General features: G+C 45.6%; 18 protein-coding genes. 14 read left to right on the forward strand and 4 right to left on the reverse strand.

The window, feature by feature from the left end; translation table 11 throughout:
* The first annotated feature begins 4 nt into the window (after nt 1–4).
* The 8 genes from map (at nt 5) to rplQ (ending at nt 4,795) form a co-directional block, all read left to right on the forward strand.
* A complete protein-coding gene (map, locus tag AC1DXC_RS21910; RefSeq protein WP_477461310.1) occupies nt 5–796 on the forward strand; it encodes a type I methionyl aminopeptidase in 792 nt (263 codons plus the stop codon).
* 63 nt (nt 797–859) lie between these two features.
* Nucleotides 860–1,078: a translation initiation factor IF-1 gene (gene infA, locus AC1DXC_RS21915; RefSeq protein ID WP_022833270.1), complete on the forward strand. Its 219-nt coding sequence runs from the start codon at nt 860–862 to the stop codon at nt 1,076–1,078.
* A gap of 8 nt (nt 1,079–1,086) precedes the next feature.
* Nucleotides 1,087–1,203, forward strand: a complete 117-nt coding sequence (gene rpmJ / locus AC1DXC_RS21920) for a 50S ribosomal protein L36 (protein ID WP_074487407.1) — start codon at nt 1,087–1,089, stop codon at nt 1,201–1,203.
* 71 nt (nt 1,204–1,274) lie between these two features.
* On the forward strand, nt 1,275–1,652 hold the full coding sequence (gene rpsM / locus AC1DXC_RS21925) for a 30S ribosomal protein S13 (RefSeq protein ID WP_133235726.1): 378 nt from the start codon (nt 1,275–1,277) through the stop codon (nt 1,650–1,652).
* Between the two features lie 145 nt (nt 1,653–1,797).
* The gene (gene rpsK / locus AC1DXC_RS21930) at nt 1,798–2,187 is read left to right on the forward strand and encodes a 30S ribosomal protein S11 (protein WP_133235724.1); all 390 of its coding nucleotides are present in this window, start codon (nt 1,798–1,800) and stop codon (nt 2,185–2,187) included.
* A 67-nt stretch (nt 2,188–2,254) separates the two neighbouring features.
* Nucleotides 2,255–2,863, forward strand: coding sequence for a 30S ribosomal protein S4 (rpsD, locus tag AC1DXC_RS21935; protein ID WP_477461311.1), 609 nt, complete (start codon nt 2,255–2,257; stop codon nt 2,861–2,863).
* A gap of 194 nt (nt 2,864–3,057) precedes the next feature.
* Nucleotides 3,058–4,050, forward strand: a complete 993-nt coding sequence (locus tag AC1DXC_RS21940) for a DNA-directed RNA polymerase subunit alpha (protein WP_133235720.1) — start codon at nt 3,058–3,060, stop codon at nt 4,048–4,050.
* Nucleotides 4,051–4,261: 211 nt separating this feature from the next.
* The gene (gene rplQ / locus AC1DXC_RS21945) at nt 4,262–4,795 is read left to right on the forward strand and encodes a 50S ribosomal protein L17 (protein WP_477461312.1); all 534 of its coding nucleotides are present in this window, start codon (nt 4,262–4,264) and stop codon (nt 4,793–4,795) included.
* A 196-nt stretch (nt 4,796–4,991) separates the two neighbouring features.
* Here the strand turns inward: rplQ and AC1DXC_RS21950 are convergent, their stop codons facing one another.
* Genes AC1DXC_RS21950 through AC1DXC_RS21960 form a run of 3 tightly spaced genes read right to left on the reverse strand, consistent with a single transcriptional unit; the run spans nt 4,992 to nt 6,993 of the window.
* Nucleotides 4,992–5,948 carry an acetyl-CoA carboxylase carboxyltransferase subunit alpha gene (locus AC1DXC_RS21950; protein WP_477461313.1) on the reverse strand — a complete coding sequence of 319 codons (957 nt, stop codon included), beginning with the start codon at nt 5,946–5,948 and terminating at the stop codon, nt 4,992–4,994.
* Nucleotides 5,949–5,997: 49 nt separating this feature from the next.
* The gene (locus tag AC1DXC_RS21955; RefSeq protein ID WP_477461314.1) at nt 5,998–6,495 is read right to left on the reverse strand and encodes a hypothetical protein; all 498 of its coding nucleotides are present in this window, start codon (nt 6,493–6,495) and stop codon (nt 5,998–6,000) included.
* 9 nt (nt 6,496–6,504) lie between these two features.
* Nucleotides 6,505–6,993 carry a hypothetical protein gene (locus AC1DXC_RS21960; protein WP_477461315.1) on the reverse strand — a complete coding sequence of 163 codons (489 nt, stop codon included), beginning with the start codon at nt 6,991–6,993 and terminating at the stop codon, nt 6,505–6,507.
* A 105-nt stretch (nt 6,994–7,098) separates the two neighbouring features.
* Between AC1DXC_RS21960 and AC1DXC_RS21965 the strand changes: the two genes are divergently transcribed.
* From AC1DXC_RS21965 to AC1DXC_RS21975, 3 genes are all read left to right on the forward strand, one after another.
* Nucleotides 7,099–8,409, forward strand: a complete 1,311-nt coding sequence (locus tag AC1DXC_RS21965; protein ID WP_477461316.1) for a gluconate:H+ symporter — start codon at nt 7,099–7,101, stop codon at nt 8,407–8,409.
* A gap of 12 nt (nt 8,410–8,421) precedes the next feature.
* The gene (locus tag AC1DXC_RS21970) at nt 8,422–9,222 is read left to right on the forward strand and encodes an alpha/beta fold hydrolase (RefSeq protein WP_477461317.1); all 801 of its coding nucleotides are present in this window, start codon (nt 8,422–8,424) and stop codon (nt 9,220–9,222) included.
* A gap of 94 nt (nt 9,223–9,316) precedes the next feature.
* Nucleotides 9,317–9,637 carry a YMGG-like glycine zipper-containing protein gene (locus AC1DXC_RS21975; RefSeq protein ID WP_477461318.1) on the forward strand — a complete coding sequence of 107 codons (321 nt, stop codon included), beginning with the start codon at nt 9,317–9,319 and terminating at the stop codon, nt 9,635–9,637.
* 210 nt (nt 9,638–9,847) lie between these two features.
* On the opposite strand, the gene AC1DXC_RS21980 is transcribed toward AC1DXC_RS21975, so the two are convergent.
* The gene (locus AC1DXC_RS21980) at nt 9,848–11,644 is read right to left on the reverse strand and encodes an ATP-binding protein (protein ID WP_477461319.1); all 1,797 of its coding nucleotides are present in this window, start codon (nt 11,642–11,644) and stop codon (nt 9,848–9,850) included.
* Between the two features lie 263 nt (nt 11,645–11,907).
* On the opposite strand from AC1DXC_RS21980, the gene AC1DXC_RS21985 reads away from it, so the two are divergent.
* The 3 genes from AC1DXC_RS21985 (at nt 11,908) to AC1DXC_RS21995 (ending at nt 15,939) form a co-directional block, all read left to right on the forward strand.
* A complete protein-coding gene (locus AC1DXC_RS21985; protein WP_477461320.1) occupies nt 11,908–12,267 on the forward strand; it encodes a response regulator in 360 nt (119 codons plus the stop codon).
* A 50-nt stretch (nt 12,268–12,317) separates the two neighbouring features.
* Entirely contained in the window at nt 12,318–13,349 is a 1,032-nt protein-coding gene (locus tag AC1DXC_RS21990; RefSeq protein WP_477461321.1) for an alpha/beta fold hydrolase, read from the forward strand.
* 145 nt (nt 13,350–13,494) lie between these two features.
* The gene (locus AC1DXC_RS21995; RefSeq protein ID WP_477461322.1) at nt 13,495–15,939 is read left to right on the forward strand and encodes a TonB-dependent receptor; all 2,445 of its coding nucleotides are present in this window, start codon (nt 13,495–13,497) and stop codon (nt 15,937–15,939) included.
* The last annotated feature ends 5 nt before the right edge of the window (nt 15,940–15,944 follow it).

Raw genomic sequence — 15,944 nt, forward strand, 5'->3', positions numbered from 1 at the left:
CAGCATGTCGAAAATCATTTATAAGTCTGTTGAACAAATAGAGCTGATAAGAGAAAGTTCGTTACTTGTTTCTAAAACACACGGGGAAATAGCTAAGGTTATAGGCCCCGGTGTTACAACCCTCGAATTAAATAAACTTGCCGAAACCTTTATCCGCGACAACGGTGGGGTTCCGGCATTTTTAAACTATAACGGTTTCCCCTATTCTTTATGCATTTCGCTTAACGATCAGGTGGTACATGGCTTCCCTGGAAAAAAACCTTTGGTTGAGGGCGACCTGGTATCAGTTGATTGCGGTGTGGTATTGAATAAATACTACGGCGATTCGGCGTTTACATTTGCTATTGGCGAGGTTGACGAGAAAACGCAAAAACTGATGCGCGTAACCCGCGAGTGTTTGGATTTGGGCGTAGCTAAGGCCGTAGCAGGCATGCGTATTGGCGATATAGGCCACGCGGTGCAAGAGCACGCCGAAAAGAATGGGTTTGGTGTAGTACGTGAACTGGTTGGCCACGGTGTAGGCACGCGCCTGCACGAGAAGCCTGAGGTACCTAATTACGGCAAACGCGGTTCCGGGATTAAACTGGAAGAGGGGATGGTAATTGCTATTGAGCCAATGATTAACGCAGGCCGCGCCGGCGTTAAGTTTTGGGACGATGGCTGGACCGTATCAACCAGCGACAAAAAACCATCCGCACATTACGAGCATACGGTAGCCGTAAAAAAAGGACAACCAGACGTTTTATCGACGTTTTCGTACATTGACGAAGTTTTGAAAAATAAAAATAATAATTAAAATATTTTTATTAATTTTGCATCCCGTTTTGGGGGCAGATAATTAAGTAATAATCAGTAAAATATGGCAAAACAATCCTCGATTGAGCAAGATGGTACAATTCGCGAAGCATTATCCAATGCGATGTTTAGAGTTGAACTTGAAAACGGCCACGAGATTATTGCGCATATATCGGGCAAAATGCGTATGCACTACATTAAAATCCTTCCTGGCGACAGGGTAAAACTGGAGATGAGCCCGTATGATTTAACAAAAGGAAGAATAACCTACAGATATAAATAATAAACGAGATGAAAGTTAGAGCATCCATTAAAAAACGCAGCGCTGATTGCAAAATCATCCGCCGTAACGGGAAACTTTATGTGATAAACAAAAAGAATCCTAAATACAAACAGCGTCAGGGATAATAAAAGACAAGTGTAATAGTCCGTACAACGGTGGCCCGCCGTTCGGTATTACGTAAAACAAAACAACAAACATGGCAAGGATTTCAGGTATTGATTTACCAAAAAACAAAAGAGGTGTAATAGGTTTAACTTACATCTACGGAATAGGACGCTCTACTGCAGCGGAAATTTTGAAACAAGCAGGTATTGATGAGAGCGTTAAAGTTCAGGAATGGAATGATGAGCAGTTGACTGCCATCCGTACCATCATCAACGATCAGATAAAGGTAGAAGGCTCACTTCGTTCGGAAGTTCAGCTTAACATCAAACGTTTAATGGATATCGGTTGCTACCGTGGTACCCGTCATCGTAAAGGTTTACCGTTACGTGGCCAGCGCACCAAAAACAACTCACGTACCCGTAAAGGTAAACGTAAGACAGTTGCTAACAAAAAGAAAGCTACTAAATAGTAAGTGATTAGTGACCGGAGAGTAGAGTTTAGTTAACAGCTGCTTTATTTGAAAGTCACTAGGAATATAAAATTATAACAAATGGTTAATGGGTCCGAATTAGAAATCACTAATTCAGTAATTCACTAACTCAATAATTAAGAAAATGGCTAAAGCTAAAAAAGTAACCAAAAAACGCATTGTTATTGTTGAGTCAGTTGGCGAAGCACACATCAATGCAACTTTCAACAACATCATCATTACCCTTACCAACAAAACCGGCCAGGCTATTTCATGGTCTTCGGCAGGTAAAATGGGTTTCAAGGGTTCTAAAAAGAACACCCCTTACGCTGCCGGCCAGGCTGCTGCCGATTGCGGTAAAGTAGCTTATGATTTAGGCTTGCGTAAAGTAGAGGTATTTGTAAAAGGCCCGGGTTCTGGCCGCGAAAGCGCTATCCGTACCCTGCAAACTACAGGTATCGAGGTTACTACCATCAGGGATATTACGCCGCTTCCGCACAACGGTTGTCGCCCATCAAAACGTAGAAGAGTTTAATTCACTAAATTTTTAAAGCTAAGATTCGGCAGCTACAGGTTGCACGATACTTTAAAACACACAAATAATGGCAAGATATACAGGCCCAAAATCAAAAATCGCACGTAGGTTCCGCGAGCCAATCTTCGGCCCGGACAAGGCATTGGAAAGAAAAAACTACGGACCAGGTATGCACGGTGCTTCTAAAAGAAGAGGAAAGCAATCTGAGTACGCAGTACAGTTGATGGAAAAACAAAAAGTTAAGTACACTTACGGTGTATTAGAACGTCAGTTTGAAAACTTATTCCACACTGCATCAGCTAAAGAAGGTATCACAGGTGAAAACTTGTTGAAATTTTTAGAGGCACGTTTAGATAACGCAGTTTACCGCTTAGGTATTGCGCCTACCCGTTCTGGTGCACGCCAGTTGGTTGGCCACAAACACATTACCGTAAACGGTAACGTAGTAAACATTGCATCTTACCAGTTAAGGGCAGGTGACGTTATCGCAGTACGCGAAAAGTCAAAATCTCTTGAAGCCATAACCACTTCGGTTGCCGGCCGCAAGATTAACAAATATAGCTGGTTGGAGTGGAACGCTGCCGAATTAACAGGCAAGTTCTTAAACTACCCTAACCGCGATGAGATACCTGAAAACATTAAGGAAAACCTTATTGTGGAGTTGTACTCAAAATAAGAATTAGATATGAGATTGGAGATATGAGATTTGAGATTAGGTTCGCAAATCCCATATCTCAATTTTTAGTTTATAACATTTACAATTATAGGCGGTTTGGATTATAGGATATGTTGAGGGTGCGGTTTTATTCTCACATCTCATATCTCACATCTCAAATCTATTATTAAACAAACAATAAACCCAAGATATAAATGGCAATTTTAGCATTTCAAAAACCAGACAAGGTTATCATGCAGAAATCGAATGATTTTGATGGCACGTTTGAGTTTCGTCCGTTAGAACCAGGCTTCGGTGTAACCATTGGTAATGCTCTGCGTCGTATCTTACTTTCTTCATTAGAAGGTTATGCTATTACATCAGTACGTATCTCTGGCGTAATGCATGAGTTCTCAACCATCAAAGGCGTGGTTGAAGATGTTACCGAGATAATCCTGAACCTGAAACAAGTACGTTTCAAAAAAACAGGCGAATCGGGCGATAATGAGAAAATATTTGTGATCATTAACGGCCAGGATGCTTTCAAAGCAGGCGATGTTACCAAGTTTTCAAACAACTTTACTATACTGAACCCTGACCTTGTTATCTGTAACATGGATTCATCGGTAACGCTCGAAGTTGAGCTTACTGTTGCTAAAGGTCGCGGTTACATCTCTAACGAGGAAAACAAAAATCCTGATGCAAACGTAGGTGTGATAGCTATCGATTCTATCTTCACCCCGATAAAGAACGTCAAGTACACGCTTGAAAACTACCGTGTAGAGCAGAAAACGGATTATGAAAAACTAATCCTTGATATCTCTACCGATGGTTCTATCCACCCGGAAGATGCTTTGAAGCAAGCTGCCAAAATCCTTATCCAGCACTTTATGCTGTTCTCTGACGAGAACATGATGCTTGAGGCGCAGGCTAAAGAAGAAACTAAAGAAGTTGACGAAGAAATTCTTCACATGCGTAAGATCCTTAAAACCGAATTGGTTGATTTGGACCTGAGCGTACGTGCTTTGAATTGCTTAAAAGCTGCGGATATCCGTAGCCTGGCCGATTTAGTTTCTTACGATGTTGCAGATATGCTTAAATTCAGGAACTTCGGTAAGAAATCTTTAACTGAAATTCAGGACCTGGTAAAATCAAAAGGCTTATCTTTTGGTATGAACCTGGCTAAATTTAAGTTAGACGAAGAATAAGATATGAGATGTTAGATTTGAGATATGAGATTGCTCTGTTTCGGATCTGACATTTTTATTTACAATAAACGGGGTAAAAAGAAGCGGGGGAGAGCTTTGTCTCACATCTCAAATCTCATATCTCACATCTAATAATTAACCCGGCATAATTCCGAGGGCTTGACGATAACACGCCGCCCAACGGTATGCACGTGCCATAACAAAAAAACAAATGAGACACGGTAAAAAAGTAAACCATTTAGGCCGCACCGACAGCCACCGCAAAGCGATGTTGGCTAACATGGCCTCTTCGCTTATCCTACACAAGCGTATTACAACAACCTTAGCAAAAGCAAAAGCTTTGCGCGGTTATGTTGAACCTTTATTAACAAAATCAAAAAGCGATACTACGCACTCACGCCGTACCGTATTTAGCTACCTGCAGGATAAAGAGGTAGTTGGTATGCTGTTCCGCGAAGTTGCTGAGAAGATTGCTAACCGCCCAGGTGGTTACACACGTATAGTTAAATTAGAGAACCGTTTGGGCGATAACGCCGAGATGGCCATCATCGAGCTGGTAGATTACAACACTGTTTACGGTAATGATACTGCTGCTAAACCAGAGAAGAAAGCAACCCGTCGTCGTGGTGGCGCTTCAAAAGCAAAAGCACCTATCGAGGTTGCCCCGGTTGCTGAAGCCCCCGTTGCAGAAGCTACACCAGAAGCACCTGCTGCTAACGAAGAAAACGCAGAAAAAGGCGAATAATTTAGCTTTTACTGATATTGAAAACGACTTCCGATATTTCGGGAGTCGTTTTTTTTGTGGGCTTTTTACAGTGGAATAGAAATTATCACCTCAACTAAGGGCAACAAAAAAAGCGGCTTAACGCCGCTTCCTTGTCTTGTATCTTGTCCTTCGATTTTTCCTCTTGATTCTTGGCTCTCGATTTCTGCACCTATAATTACGCCTCTATCACTACGCCCATGTTGCAGAACTTGTCTATACGTTCGGCAACCAGTTCATCTACGTTGCGTTCGCCAAGTACCTTAAGGTCTTTCAGGAGTTGTTTTTTAAGGGTAGCTGCCATAGCAACCGGATCCTGATGGGCACCCCCAAGCGGTTCTTTTATCACGCCATCGATGAGTTTGTTTTTCAGCATCTCAGTTGAGGTAAGCTTCAGCATTTCTGCTGCACGCTCCTTGTGTTCCCAGGTTTTAAACAGGATGGTAGAGCAGTTCTCCGGCGAAATAACCGAGTACCAGCTATTATCCAGCATCATTACTTTATCGCCTATGCCTATGCCCAATGCGCCGCCCGATGCGCCTTCGCCAATAACTACGCATATAACCGGTACTTTCAGTACGGCCATTTCCAGCAAATTGCGGGCTATGGCTTCGCCCTGTCCGCGCTCTTCCGCTTCCAGGCCTGGGAATGCGCCGGGGGTATCTATCAGCGTAACTACCGGCTTGCCGAATTTTTCAGCCATTTTCATCAGTCTTAAAGCTTTGCGGTAACCCTCTGGATTCGCCATGCCAAAGTTGCGGTACTGGCGCTCTTTGGTGTTACGGCCCTTTTGGTGGCCAATGAACATTACGGTTTGGCCGTTTAAAGTGCCAAAGCCGCCGATGATGGCCTTATCGTCGCCTACGGTACGGTCGCCATGCATCTCGATGAAATCATCGCACATCAGCTCTATGTACTGCAGGGTGTAAGGGCGTTCGGGGTGGCGCGATATCTGCACCTTTTGCCAACCGGTAAGGTTGCTGTATATTTCTTTTTTTGCGGCTTCCAGTTTGGCTTCCAGTTCGGCAATGGTGGCGCTCATATCCAGCTTATTCTTCTCTTCCACCTGCTGCACCTTTTCTATCTGCCCCTGAAGCTCTGCCAGCGGTTTTTCAAAATCAAATGTAATCTTCATACGATTTATTGAGCCGCTAAATTAAAAAAATCAAACGGCATATTGTCAATTATTCGTTTTTGAATGATTTGAGCTTTTCTATTTGCGACGGCGCAAGCTGCAGCCGGGTATTATAAGCCGCAGTTAAAATGGCTATGCGCAGTTCGCCAAGGTACAATCCGTAGCGGTTGGCAAAAAATAATATATCCCCATCATTTACCTTTTTCGACTGGAACAGACCATCCAGCTTAGCTTCGTTAGTTACTATAAAGCCACCCATTTCTATTTTCTTACGCTGTAACTCGGTGTTTATTTTGGTTAAGGCAGCGATTTGGGTAGGGCTAAGGCCGAGCTCTTTCTTGTATTTTAAAGCCTTTTGTGCCGATGGGTAACCATTCAGGTCGGCAACCAGGCTCATCTGGTACAAATCCTGGCCTTTCATCAGCGCATCATATTGGCTATTACTGATGGTTTTTACCGGCGAAGGTTTCAGCAGGCTATCGGGCGTTTGGGCGGAGGCGCTGATGCCAACGAGTACCAAAACGAAAAGCGCATATATTTTTTGCATAGTTGTGATTTAGGACGTCGGTAAGTCAAGTGCGTTGCGCTGATTTTCATGAACAACCTCTTTGTTAACAGACCAACCTTTATTCTTTAATATTTTGAAACTTAATATAACGCCTATTGCCAAGCCAATGATGATAAAAATTAAAGTGCTTACAATAATCATTTTCGGCCCTTTTGGCCATTGCTGGTGTATCCACAGCGACCTAAGTCCAGCATACATTACCAACGCGCCACCTGTAAACGTTATCAGAATCCCATACTTTCTTGGAGAGGGGGCCAATGAGCAACATAGCAGAACATAAGAACTGTACACAAAAATCAAATCAACTCCGTGTATCAAAAAATGTAAATTAAAAAGAGGCAACCAATAGATCCGGTAGGGATATATATAGTTGAAGATCACCAACATCCCCAATGTTATCGCGGTGGGTAGAATAACGGCGGCCACCCATCTTAATATTTTTAGTTTTTGCAGTGCCATTATGAATGCTTTTCTCATGCTAAGCTAAAGATACCTAATAATATCTGTCTAAAATAAAAGGCCTTGTTCATCTTTTACATAAATGTTGTTACTTTAGATGCACCTGTTAATAACCATTTATCCATGCTGGTCATATTTTTTTGCATCGTGTTGCTCATATTGCTGGTAAGCTGGGCTAAAGTAAACCCGTTTTTGGCTTTCCTTATCGTATCTATTACTGCCGGGTTGTGCCTGGGCATCCCGCTGGGTAAGATAGCCGGCTCGGTACAAAAAGGGCTGGGCGACACGCTGGGGCAGTTGGCCATTATTATTTGCCTGGGTGCTATGCTGGGCAAACTGGTGGCCACCAGCGGCGCGGCGCAAAAAATTGCCGAGGTGCTGGTAAATGCATTCGGCACAAAATATATACAACTAGCTTTAGTAACCGCTGCGTTTGTGGTGGGTATCCCCCTGTTTTACGGTATCGGCTTTGTGTTGATGGTACCTTTGATATTCTCGGTAACGTATAAGTATAAGCTGCCTGCAGTTTACATTGGTTTGCCCATGCTGGCGGCACTATCGGTAACGCATGGCTTTTTGCCGCCGCACCCCTCCCCATCGGCATTGGTAGTGCAGTTTCAGGCCAACATGGGGATTACGCTGTTATACGGGCTTATTGTGGGCATTCCGGCCATTATAGTTGCCGGCCCGGTATTGTCGCAATTCCTCAAGAACATCCCGTCAGAACCCCTGGCTACTTTCCGCGCCGAAGAAATACCGCAGGAAAAACTGCCAAGTGCCGCCAATAGCTTTTTTGCGGCCCTGCTGCCCGTGCTGCTACTGGGCATTACAGCTGCGTTCCCTTTCATTGGTGATAATAAAGACTACCTGCACAAAGTTATAGCCTTTATAGGCGACCCGCCCATCGTAATGCTTATCGCGCTTATAGTAGCCACCTACACACTCGGTATAAAACAGAAAAAAAACATGGGCCAGTTGGCCGGTATTTATACCGATGCCATTAAGGATATCTCCCTCATCCTGCTAATCATCGGTGGTTCGGGCGCGTTTAAGAATGTACTTACCGATGCTGGCATCAACAACCAAATTGCTAACAGCCTCAAAGCCCTCAACCTGCAGCCTTTGTTTTTGGGCTGGTTGATAGCGGCAATCATCCGTATAAGTTTGGGTTCGGCCACAGTAGCAGGATTAACGGCGGCAGGCATCGTCTCAACCCTGTTCGTTAAAGACCCAAGCATCAACCGCAACCTCATGGTATTATCTGTAGGTGCGGGCAGTTTGGCTTTCTCGCATGTGAACGATTCCGGTTTTTGGTTGTATAAAGAGTATTTCAACCTCACTATAAAAGATACGTTCCTCTCCTGGAGTGTAATGGAAACGGTGGTATCGGTTGTGGGACTGGCGGGGGTGCTGCTATTGAATGTATTCGTTTAAAAACCATCAATAATGAAAAAGGTAATCATCCTCGCCCTTTGCCTGGCATTCGGCACAAAAATATATGCACAGGCAATAGCTAACGATGGCAGCTATTACACATCGTTCGATGGCACCAAAATTTATTATGAAGTAAAAGGGGAGGGGTTCCCGGTGGTGATGCTGCACGGCTTCACCGGCACAGCGCAAGGATGGAAGAACGGCCTGCTTTACGGCAATCTGCTGAAACAGGGGTATAAGGTAATTATACTGGATATGCGCGGAAATGGCCGCTCTGATAAGCCGCATACCGATGCTGGCTATAACAACGATGCCGAAGCTAAGGACGTGATGGGCTTGGTCACCAGCCTTGGCATAAAAAAGTATGATGTTATTGGTTACTCGCGCGGTTCTATCATTACCTCGCGCGTGATGGTGCTGGATAAACGCGTGCAGAAGGCCGTAATGGGCGGCATGGGTGCCGATTATACCAACCCCAACTGGCAACGCCGCATACACGCATGGAAAGCCCTGGAGGGCGATACCAGCATGCATGATGTTGATGATATGATGGTATGGATAAACAAGAACCCTTTTGATAAAGTGGCGCTTGCCCTACAGCAAAAGCATCAGCCCAGTACCAGCCCTGCCGAACTGGCAAAGTTGAAGATACCGGTACTATTGATAGATGGCACCGAGGACACCACCAATGGCGACGTTGCCGATTTGCAGAAACTGATACCGCATGCGCAGATGGCTACCGTGCCCGGCGACCATAATAATGCAGGGAAAACTATACAGTTTTCTGACGCAATTATCCATTTCCTACAATAGCGCATTAAACCATAGCCGTTTTAAGCACTCCCATAGTATGTAAACAGCGTGGCCTGCTATTTGTAATAGCAAGCCATATTTAGATACTATCACCATGAAAAAGATATTCATATACGGCGGCCTAATTATGGCATTAACCTCAGGTTTAAGCATTAATGCCGAGGCCCAACAGAAAAAAGGATTAAGCAAACAAGGTAAGGGCGCTATTATAGGTGGTGCCGGTGGTGCCGTTGCCGGCGCATTAATTGGCCACAACGTAGGCGGTGCCGTAATAGGCGGTGCCATAGGTGCAGGCGGCGGTTACATTATTGGCAACGAAGCACGCAGGCGCGAACAGAAAAAGAAACATGCCGCGTGGCTGCAACGCCGCAGGGCCTGGAAAGCAGCGCATCCGGGTAAAGCATACCCATATTAATTAAGGAGTTTTTACGCAGGGAAGCCCACGGCGATTGGCCTTGGGCTTTTTTTGTGTGCGGTCTTCAACTACCCATCGTCTTTGCGAGCGATAGCATGGCAATCATCGGCAGGAAAATCGTAGTGGACTCTGCTTGGCTATGATTGCCACGTCGTGTCGCCGCACGTTTCGCGCGCCGCTCCTCGAAACAACGATGAGAGAAGGGAGAAGTTACACCGGCAGTATGAAATAGAACTCGGCTCCTTGCCCTTCCTGGCTTTCTACGCCTATTTTGCCATGATGCAGTTCTACTATTTCGGCGCACAGGTAAAGCCCTATGCCGAAACCGCTGAATCCCCTGGTGCTTTCGTCTTCTACCCTGTAAAAGCGTTTGAAGATGTTTTGCTGATCTTTTAACTTAATGCCAATGCCCCGGTCCTGCACAGATACTTTTACCCGTCCCTCCTGTGTTTGTATCGATACCTTTACTGCTGTGTTTTTGGGCGAATATTTTACCGCATTGCTAATGAGGTTATTGATTACCTGCCCAATCTTTTCACGGTCGGCCTCTAAAATAACCAGTGGCCCTCCCTCAAACGTAATAATATGGCTTGCGGCGATGGGCCTGTAATCGGCCACCACCTCTTCTATCAGGCCATTGATGTCCGTTTCGCTTTTGTCCAATGTTAATTTACCCGATTCGAGCTTGGAAAGGTCCAGGAAACCGTAGATAAGCTTGGTCATTTTGTTTACCTGGTTTTCTGATTTCTGCAAGGCATTTATCAGGAAGGCATCGCCGGCGGTTACCGCTTTAGAGAGTAGTAATTGTATATAGGCTTTTAGCGAGGTAAGCGGCGTTTTCAATTCGTGGCTGGCCATGGCAATAAAATCGTTCTTGCGTATCTCGTCCTGTTTGCTTTCGGTAATATCCAGCACAGTGCCAATGAAGCGGTAAGGCACTTCCTCGTCGGTAAACATTACTTTGCCCTTTGCCCGTACCCAGCGCAGGCGTTTATCGGTTATGCCTATAGTGCGATACTCTACATCATACTCGCCGTTGCTAAGGCCTTTGTTGAAGGCGTGGGTAACCGCATCGTCGGTTTTTTGGCGGTCGTCGGGATGCAGCCCTAATAAAAAGGACGTTTCGTAACTTACCGGCCCGCCATCATCTATGCCGAACAGTTCGCGGCAGCGGTTGTCCCAAATCAGGCTTTGGTTCATCAGGTCCATATCAAAGGTGCCTAGCTCCGCTGCCTGCGTAGCCAACCTTAGGTTTTCTTCGCTTTTGCTTAGGTCCTGCATAATGCGCTTTTGCTCGCTTATGTCCTGCACGGTTCCCAGCATGCGCACCGGCACGCCGGCATCGCTATAAAGTATTTTGCCGGTAGTACGTATCCAATGTATAGTAGCATCCAGCCAAACCACCCTTGCTTCGTAAAAATAAATACCCGTAAGCAGGGCTTCATCAAAAGCTTTTATCAGGATGTGCAGGTCGGCAGGTAGTATTATCTGGCGCAATTCGTTATGGGCGATATTTTGCGAGCTATCCCTACCGAATATAGCAGCCAGTCGCGGAGAGTGGATGATGGCCCCGCTTTGCAAATCCAGATCGAAAGTGCCCAGGCCGGTAGCTTCAGCAGCCAGACGCAAGCGCTCTTCTGCATCCTGCAGCTTCCGGCGCGAGTTTACTTGCTCGGTAACATCGGTTGCTATCACCATAATGCCCGTTATACCTTCGCCGGGTGCCGTTATGGGCTGATAAACAAAATTGAAATAGTATTGGCCCTTTACATTATTGCGTACTAAAAATACGCTGGCTTCATAACCGTAGTAGGTAACACCCGTATCATAAACGCCCTGCAGGATGCTGATGAACGGCTGACCCACAATTTCGGGCAGGCCCTGGGTAAGGGGCATCCCTATAACCTCCCGGCCTTTGCCCCATACTTGCAACATTTGTTCGTTGGCCAGTTCGATAACCAGTTCGAAACCGCGCAAAACACCTATAGCTACAGGGGCCTGTGCCATTAAATCAGAGAAATTTTGCTGGTTTAAATTGCCAGCTTGGCTTTGGTTTGTTTTCACGTTTTATATATAACAATAATAATACAATTAATAAGAAACACCCCGTTCATATTCTTTTAATTTAAACTATGTAAAATAATTATGCTATTTTTGAACAGCCTTTCCCCCGAATATTTGCGCTATCTGTAGTTTTTGAATGCAGCGGTAAAAAAAATCATATACTTGAATACCATTTTGGGCTTTTTGTAGTTTATTAAACATCTTTTATGGTAAAGCGTATTTTAGTATTAGACGACAACCAGGACATTCTGGACATAGTGCACGAGACCCTCACCTACGAAAATTTTGAGGTAAGGAGTACCGGCGAAAGCGAAGAGGTAATGCCTTTGGTTGAGGAATTTAAACCCGACCTGGTGATATTGGATTACCGTGTAGCGGGCACTAACGGCGGCGAGCTTTGCCGTCAGATAAAAGCGCATCCCAAATTCGGCAACGTGCCTGTTATAATTTTTTCGGCCTACATCAACCGTGATGCAGAACTTTTGCGCTACGGCTGCGATGCCATTATCAACAAACCGTTCGACCTTACCGAACTGGTAGAAAAAGTAAACAACCTTATCTCGTAAATTTCCTGTCGCCCATAATTTTAAAGCCCTATTAAAGTTTAAGCTGTATTATGCTTAGTAAATTTTATGCGTTAGCGCTTACCTGCGCGTTGCTGTTTACCTTAAGCGCGGCATCGGCCCAAAGCAACTATACCACCACTGATTTTTTTGTAACCAACGGCCCGTTGCAATTGCAGGTGCGCAAAATTGTAGAAACTACCTACTCATCGCGCCGTAAACTGCCGCTGCTGCTGATACATGGTGGCACGGGAGCTACCACCTCTTTCGATTTGAATTTAGAGGATGCCTCGTTCGCCAAATCGCTCGCACTTGGTGGTTTTACCGTTTATCTGATGAACATACGCGGCTGGGAACATTCTACAGCGCCGGCTTACAACCTTGCCGATACCTCCCTGGTTGCGGGCAGTTGCCAGGAAGCGGCTTCTGACATAGACGCCGTAGTGAATTATGTGCTGCAAGGCAACCCCGCTGGTAAAATAAACCTGTTTGGCTGGGCTGCGGGCGGGCATTGGGCGGCTTACTATACTACCCTACATAACGACAAAGTAGCCAACCTTATCGTACTCAATAGCCTCTACGGCGTAAAAGCTCCCTGGGCATTTAACGAAGCTTTTGCAGATGCTGCCGATTCCTCTAAATTCAGTAATAGCATTTCCGCTTATCGCCAATCCGACGAGCAGGCAGTTGCCGATATCTGGAAGATGGGGTTGGCAGAGGCCGACACTATCAGCAAGGCAGATTCTGCCACCATACAAGCCTTTGCCAAAAGCGCGGTGAGTTTTAACGATGAGCATTTGCTTAAAACGCCGGGAGGGTTTCGTAAAGAAAGCTTTTATATGGCCGGCGGCCGAAAATATTGGGATGCGAAAGATATCACGGTACCCACGCTAATTATCCGTAGCGACAAAGACTTTTGGTCGCGACCGATAGATGTGGATACTTTTTATGATGAGCTTGCAAACGCACCAAATAAAAAGAAACTGACGATTGCCGGAGGCCACTTCTTGTTTTTAGATTACCGGGGCAATGGGCGCAGAAGATTACTTATCGCTATCAATAATTTCGTGAAAATGGGCTTGTAATAATCACCCGGATCCAGCCCTGCTTGCCCATGAGCGACCTTGTATCAAAACTGTTACCTAAAAATTTAGTTAAAAGATGTTAAATGGCATTTTTGGGTGCAACGGTGCTATAGCTTTGTGCGTCTTGTAAACCAAAACTATTACAATGAGAATATTTTTACTTGCCGCCATAGCCAGTTTAAGCTGCACTTTGTCTTTTGCGCAAAGCACCGCGCCTATTACTATTAAAGGCATGGTGATAGATTCTGCCGCAAATAAACCATTGGATTATGCAACCATTGCATTAGCTGATGCAGCCACCAACGCGCCGGTAAAAAGCACCCTAAGTAAAGATGACGGCACCTTCTCCTTAGCCAACCTGCCCGCAAAAGCCTATAAGCTTACCATCGTATCTATGGGCTACCGCAGCAAAACCATCGACATAAAAGGCGATGCCAGTATAGACCTGGGCAAACTGATGCTATCCTCAGGCAATAAACAGCTTAATGAGGTGACCGTAACCGCGGCCCGCCCCTTGATGAGGCAGGAGGTTGACCGCATAAGCTATGACGTACTGGCCGACCCGGAAAGCAAAGCCCTTTCGGCATTGGATATGATGCGCAAAGTACCGATGTTATCGGTAGATGCCGACGATAAGATACAGCTGAAAGGCAGTGGCAACTACAAGATACTCATCAACGGTAAGGAATCGGCACTAATGGCCCGGAACCCATCTGATGTGCTAAAGGCTATGCCCGCCACCAATATCGAGCGAATCGAAGTGATAACCACACCTCCGGCCAAGTACGATGCCGAGGGATTGGCAGGCATCATCAACATCATCACCAAAAAAAATGGCGACCAGGGGTACAACGGTAGCTTAAACTCACGCATCAATAGCGTTTTCGGGCCGGCAATTAATTTAAACGGTACGGTAAAACAAGGCAAGTTGGGGCTGTCGCTTTTTGGGGGGATAGGCAGCAACGGGCATAACAGCAACCCATTCAGCACTTCGCAAACCTTTTTTGCGCAGAATACCACCATCCAGCAAAACGGAGAAAATACCTTTGGCGGCCACTTTAAATATGCCAATGCCGAGCTGAGCTACGAGATAGATTCGCTTAACCTTATCACGGGTTCGTATCAAATGTTTCAGGGCGATTTCGACCAGAGCAGCACCCAGCTATCTGCCCAAACAAATAGCGCAGGCGGGCTTATGCAAGGTTACAATTTAGCATCAGATGGGTACAACCATGATCGTGGTATGGACCTAAGCCTAAACTACCAGCTTGGGTTCAAGGGCCATAAAGACGAATTGCTTACCCTAAGTTATAAATACAGCTACGGGCCCGGCACTATATTTGCCGATAACCTATTCAGCAACCGCGTAAATTATGCAGAAGCCCTGCAGCCCAACTACCGCCAGTACAACGAGGCGGGTAACCGCGAACACACCTTTCAACTGGATTATGCTTACCCCATAAAAAAAGTGAGTATAGAAGCCGGTGCGAAGGCTATCCTGCGTAATAATTTTAGTGATTTCCGCCGCGAAGATTTCGACCCGGTAAGCAGCCAATATGTTATTAACGATGCCCAAACCAACATCTTCAACTACCACCAGGATGTGTATAGCTTTTACAACTCTTACCAGTTAAAGTTCACCAAATTTACCGCCAAATTTGGAGCCAGGCTGGAGCGCACAGAGGTGAACGCCGATTTTTCGGGTACGCCGCTGGATAAGGGTTATAATAACCTTATCCCATCTATATCGGTACAGCGCAGCTTTAGCAAAAGCAGCGTAAGCCTTGGCTTTACGCAGCGCATACAACGCCCGGGCATTTTTCAACTGAATCCGTTTATCGACAGGAGCAACCCCAAATTCATCAACACCGGTAACCCCGACCTGCGCCCCGAGCTGAACAATACGTTCGAACTCACATACAGCAATTTCTCCAAAGGCTCTATCAATGCCAGCCTTAGCTATGCCTTCTCTAACAATGCCATCCAAAATGTTACCAGCATCGATATAGAGAACGCCGGCAGCGCCCACCCCGATACCGTTACCACCACCACCTACCAAAACCTCGGCAGTAATCGTACGCTGGGTTTAAACCTAAACAGCAACTACGCGCTTACCAAAAAGATATCATTCAGTTTAAATGCCCGCATCAGCCATGTATGGCTAAAGGGTACTTATAGCGGCCAGTTCTATAAAAACGACGGTTTTACCGGCAACGTGTTTACCAATCTGGGCTACAAATTTGCCGAGGGGTACCGCTTTGGCATTGATGCCGGCTATTTTAGTAGTAATGTTTTGTTGCAGGGGAAAAACGGCAGCGGCATATTTTCCTCGTACGTATTGGGTAAGGAGTTTCTTAAGAAAACGCTCACCATATCGGCGGTGGCCAATAATCCCTATGCTAAGTTCCGTACCTTTAAATCCTACACCACCACGCCTGATTTTGAGCAATCATCGTTCTTCAGCAACCGCTACCGCAGCTTTGCCATCCGTATCAATTACAAATTTGGTAAGCTGAGCGCTAACATCAAAAAGAACCAGCGGGGCATTAATAATGACGATACGCAAGGGAAAAGTGCGCCATCGAATTAGAATTT

Source organism: Mucilaginibacter sp. P2_D11 (genome assembly GCF_056404435.1).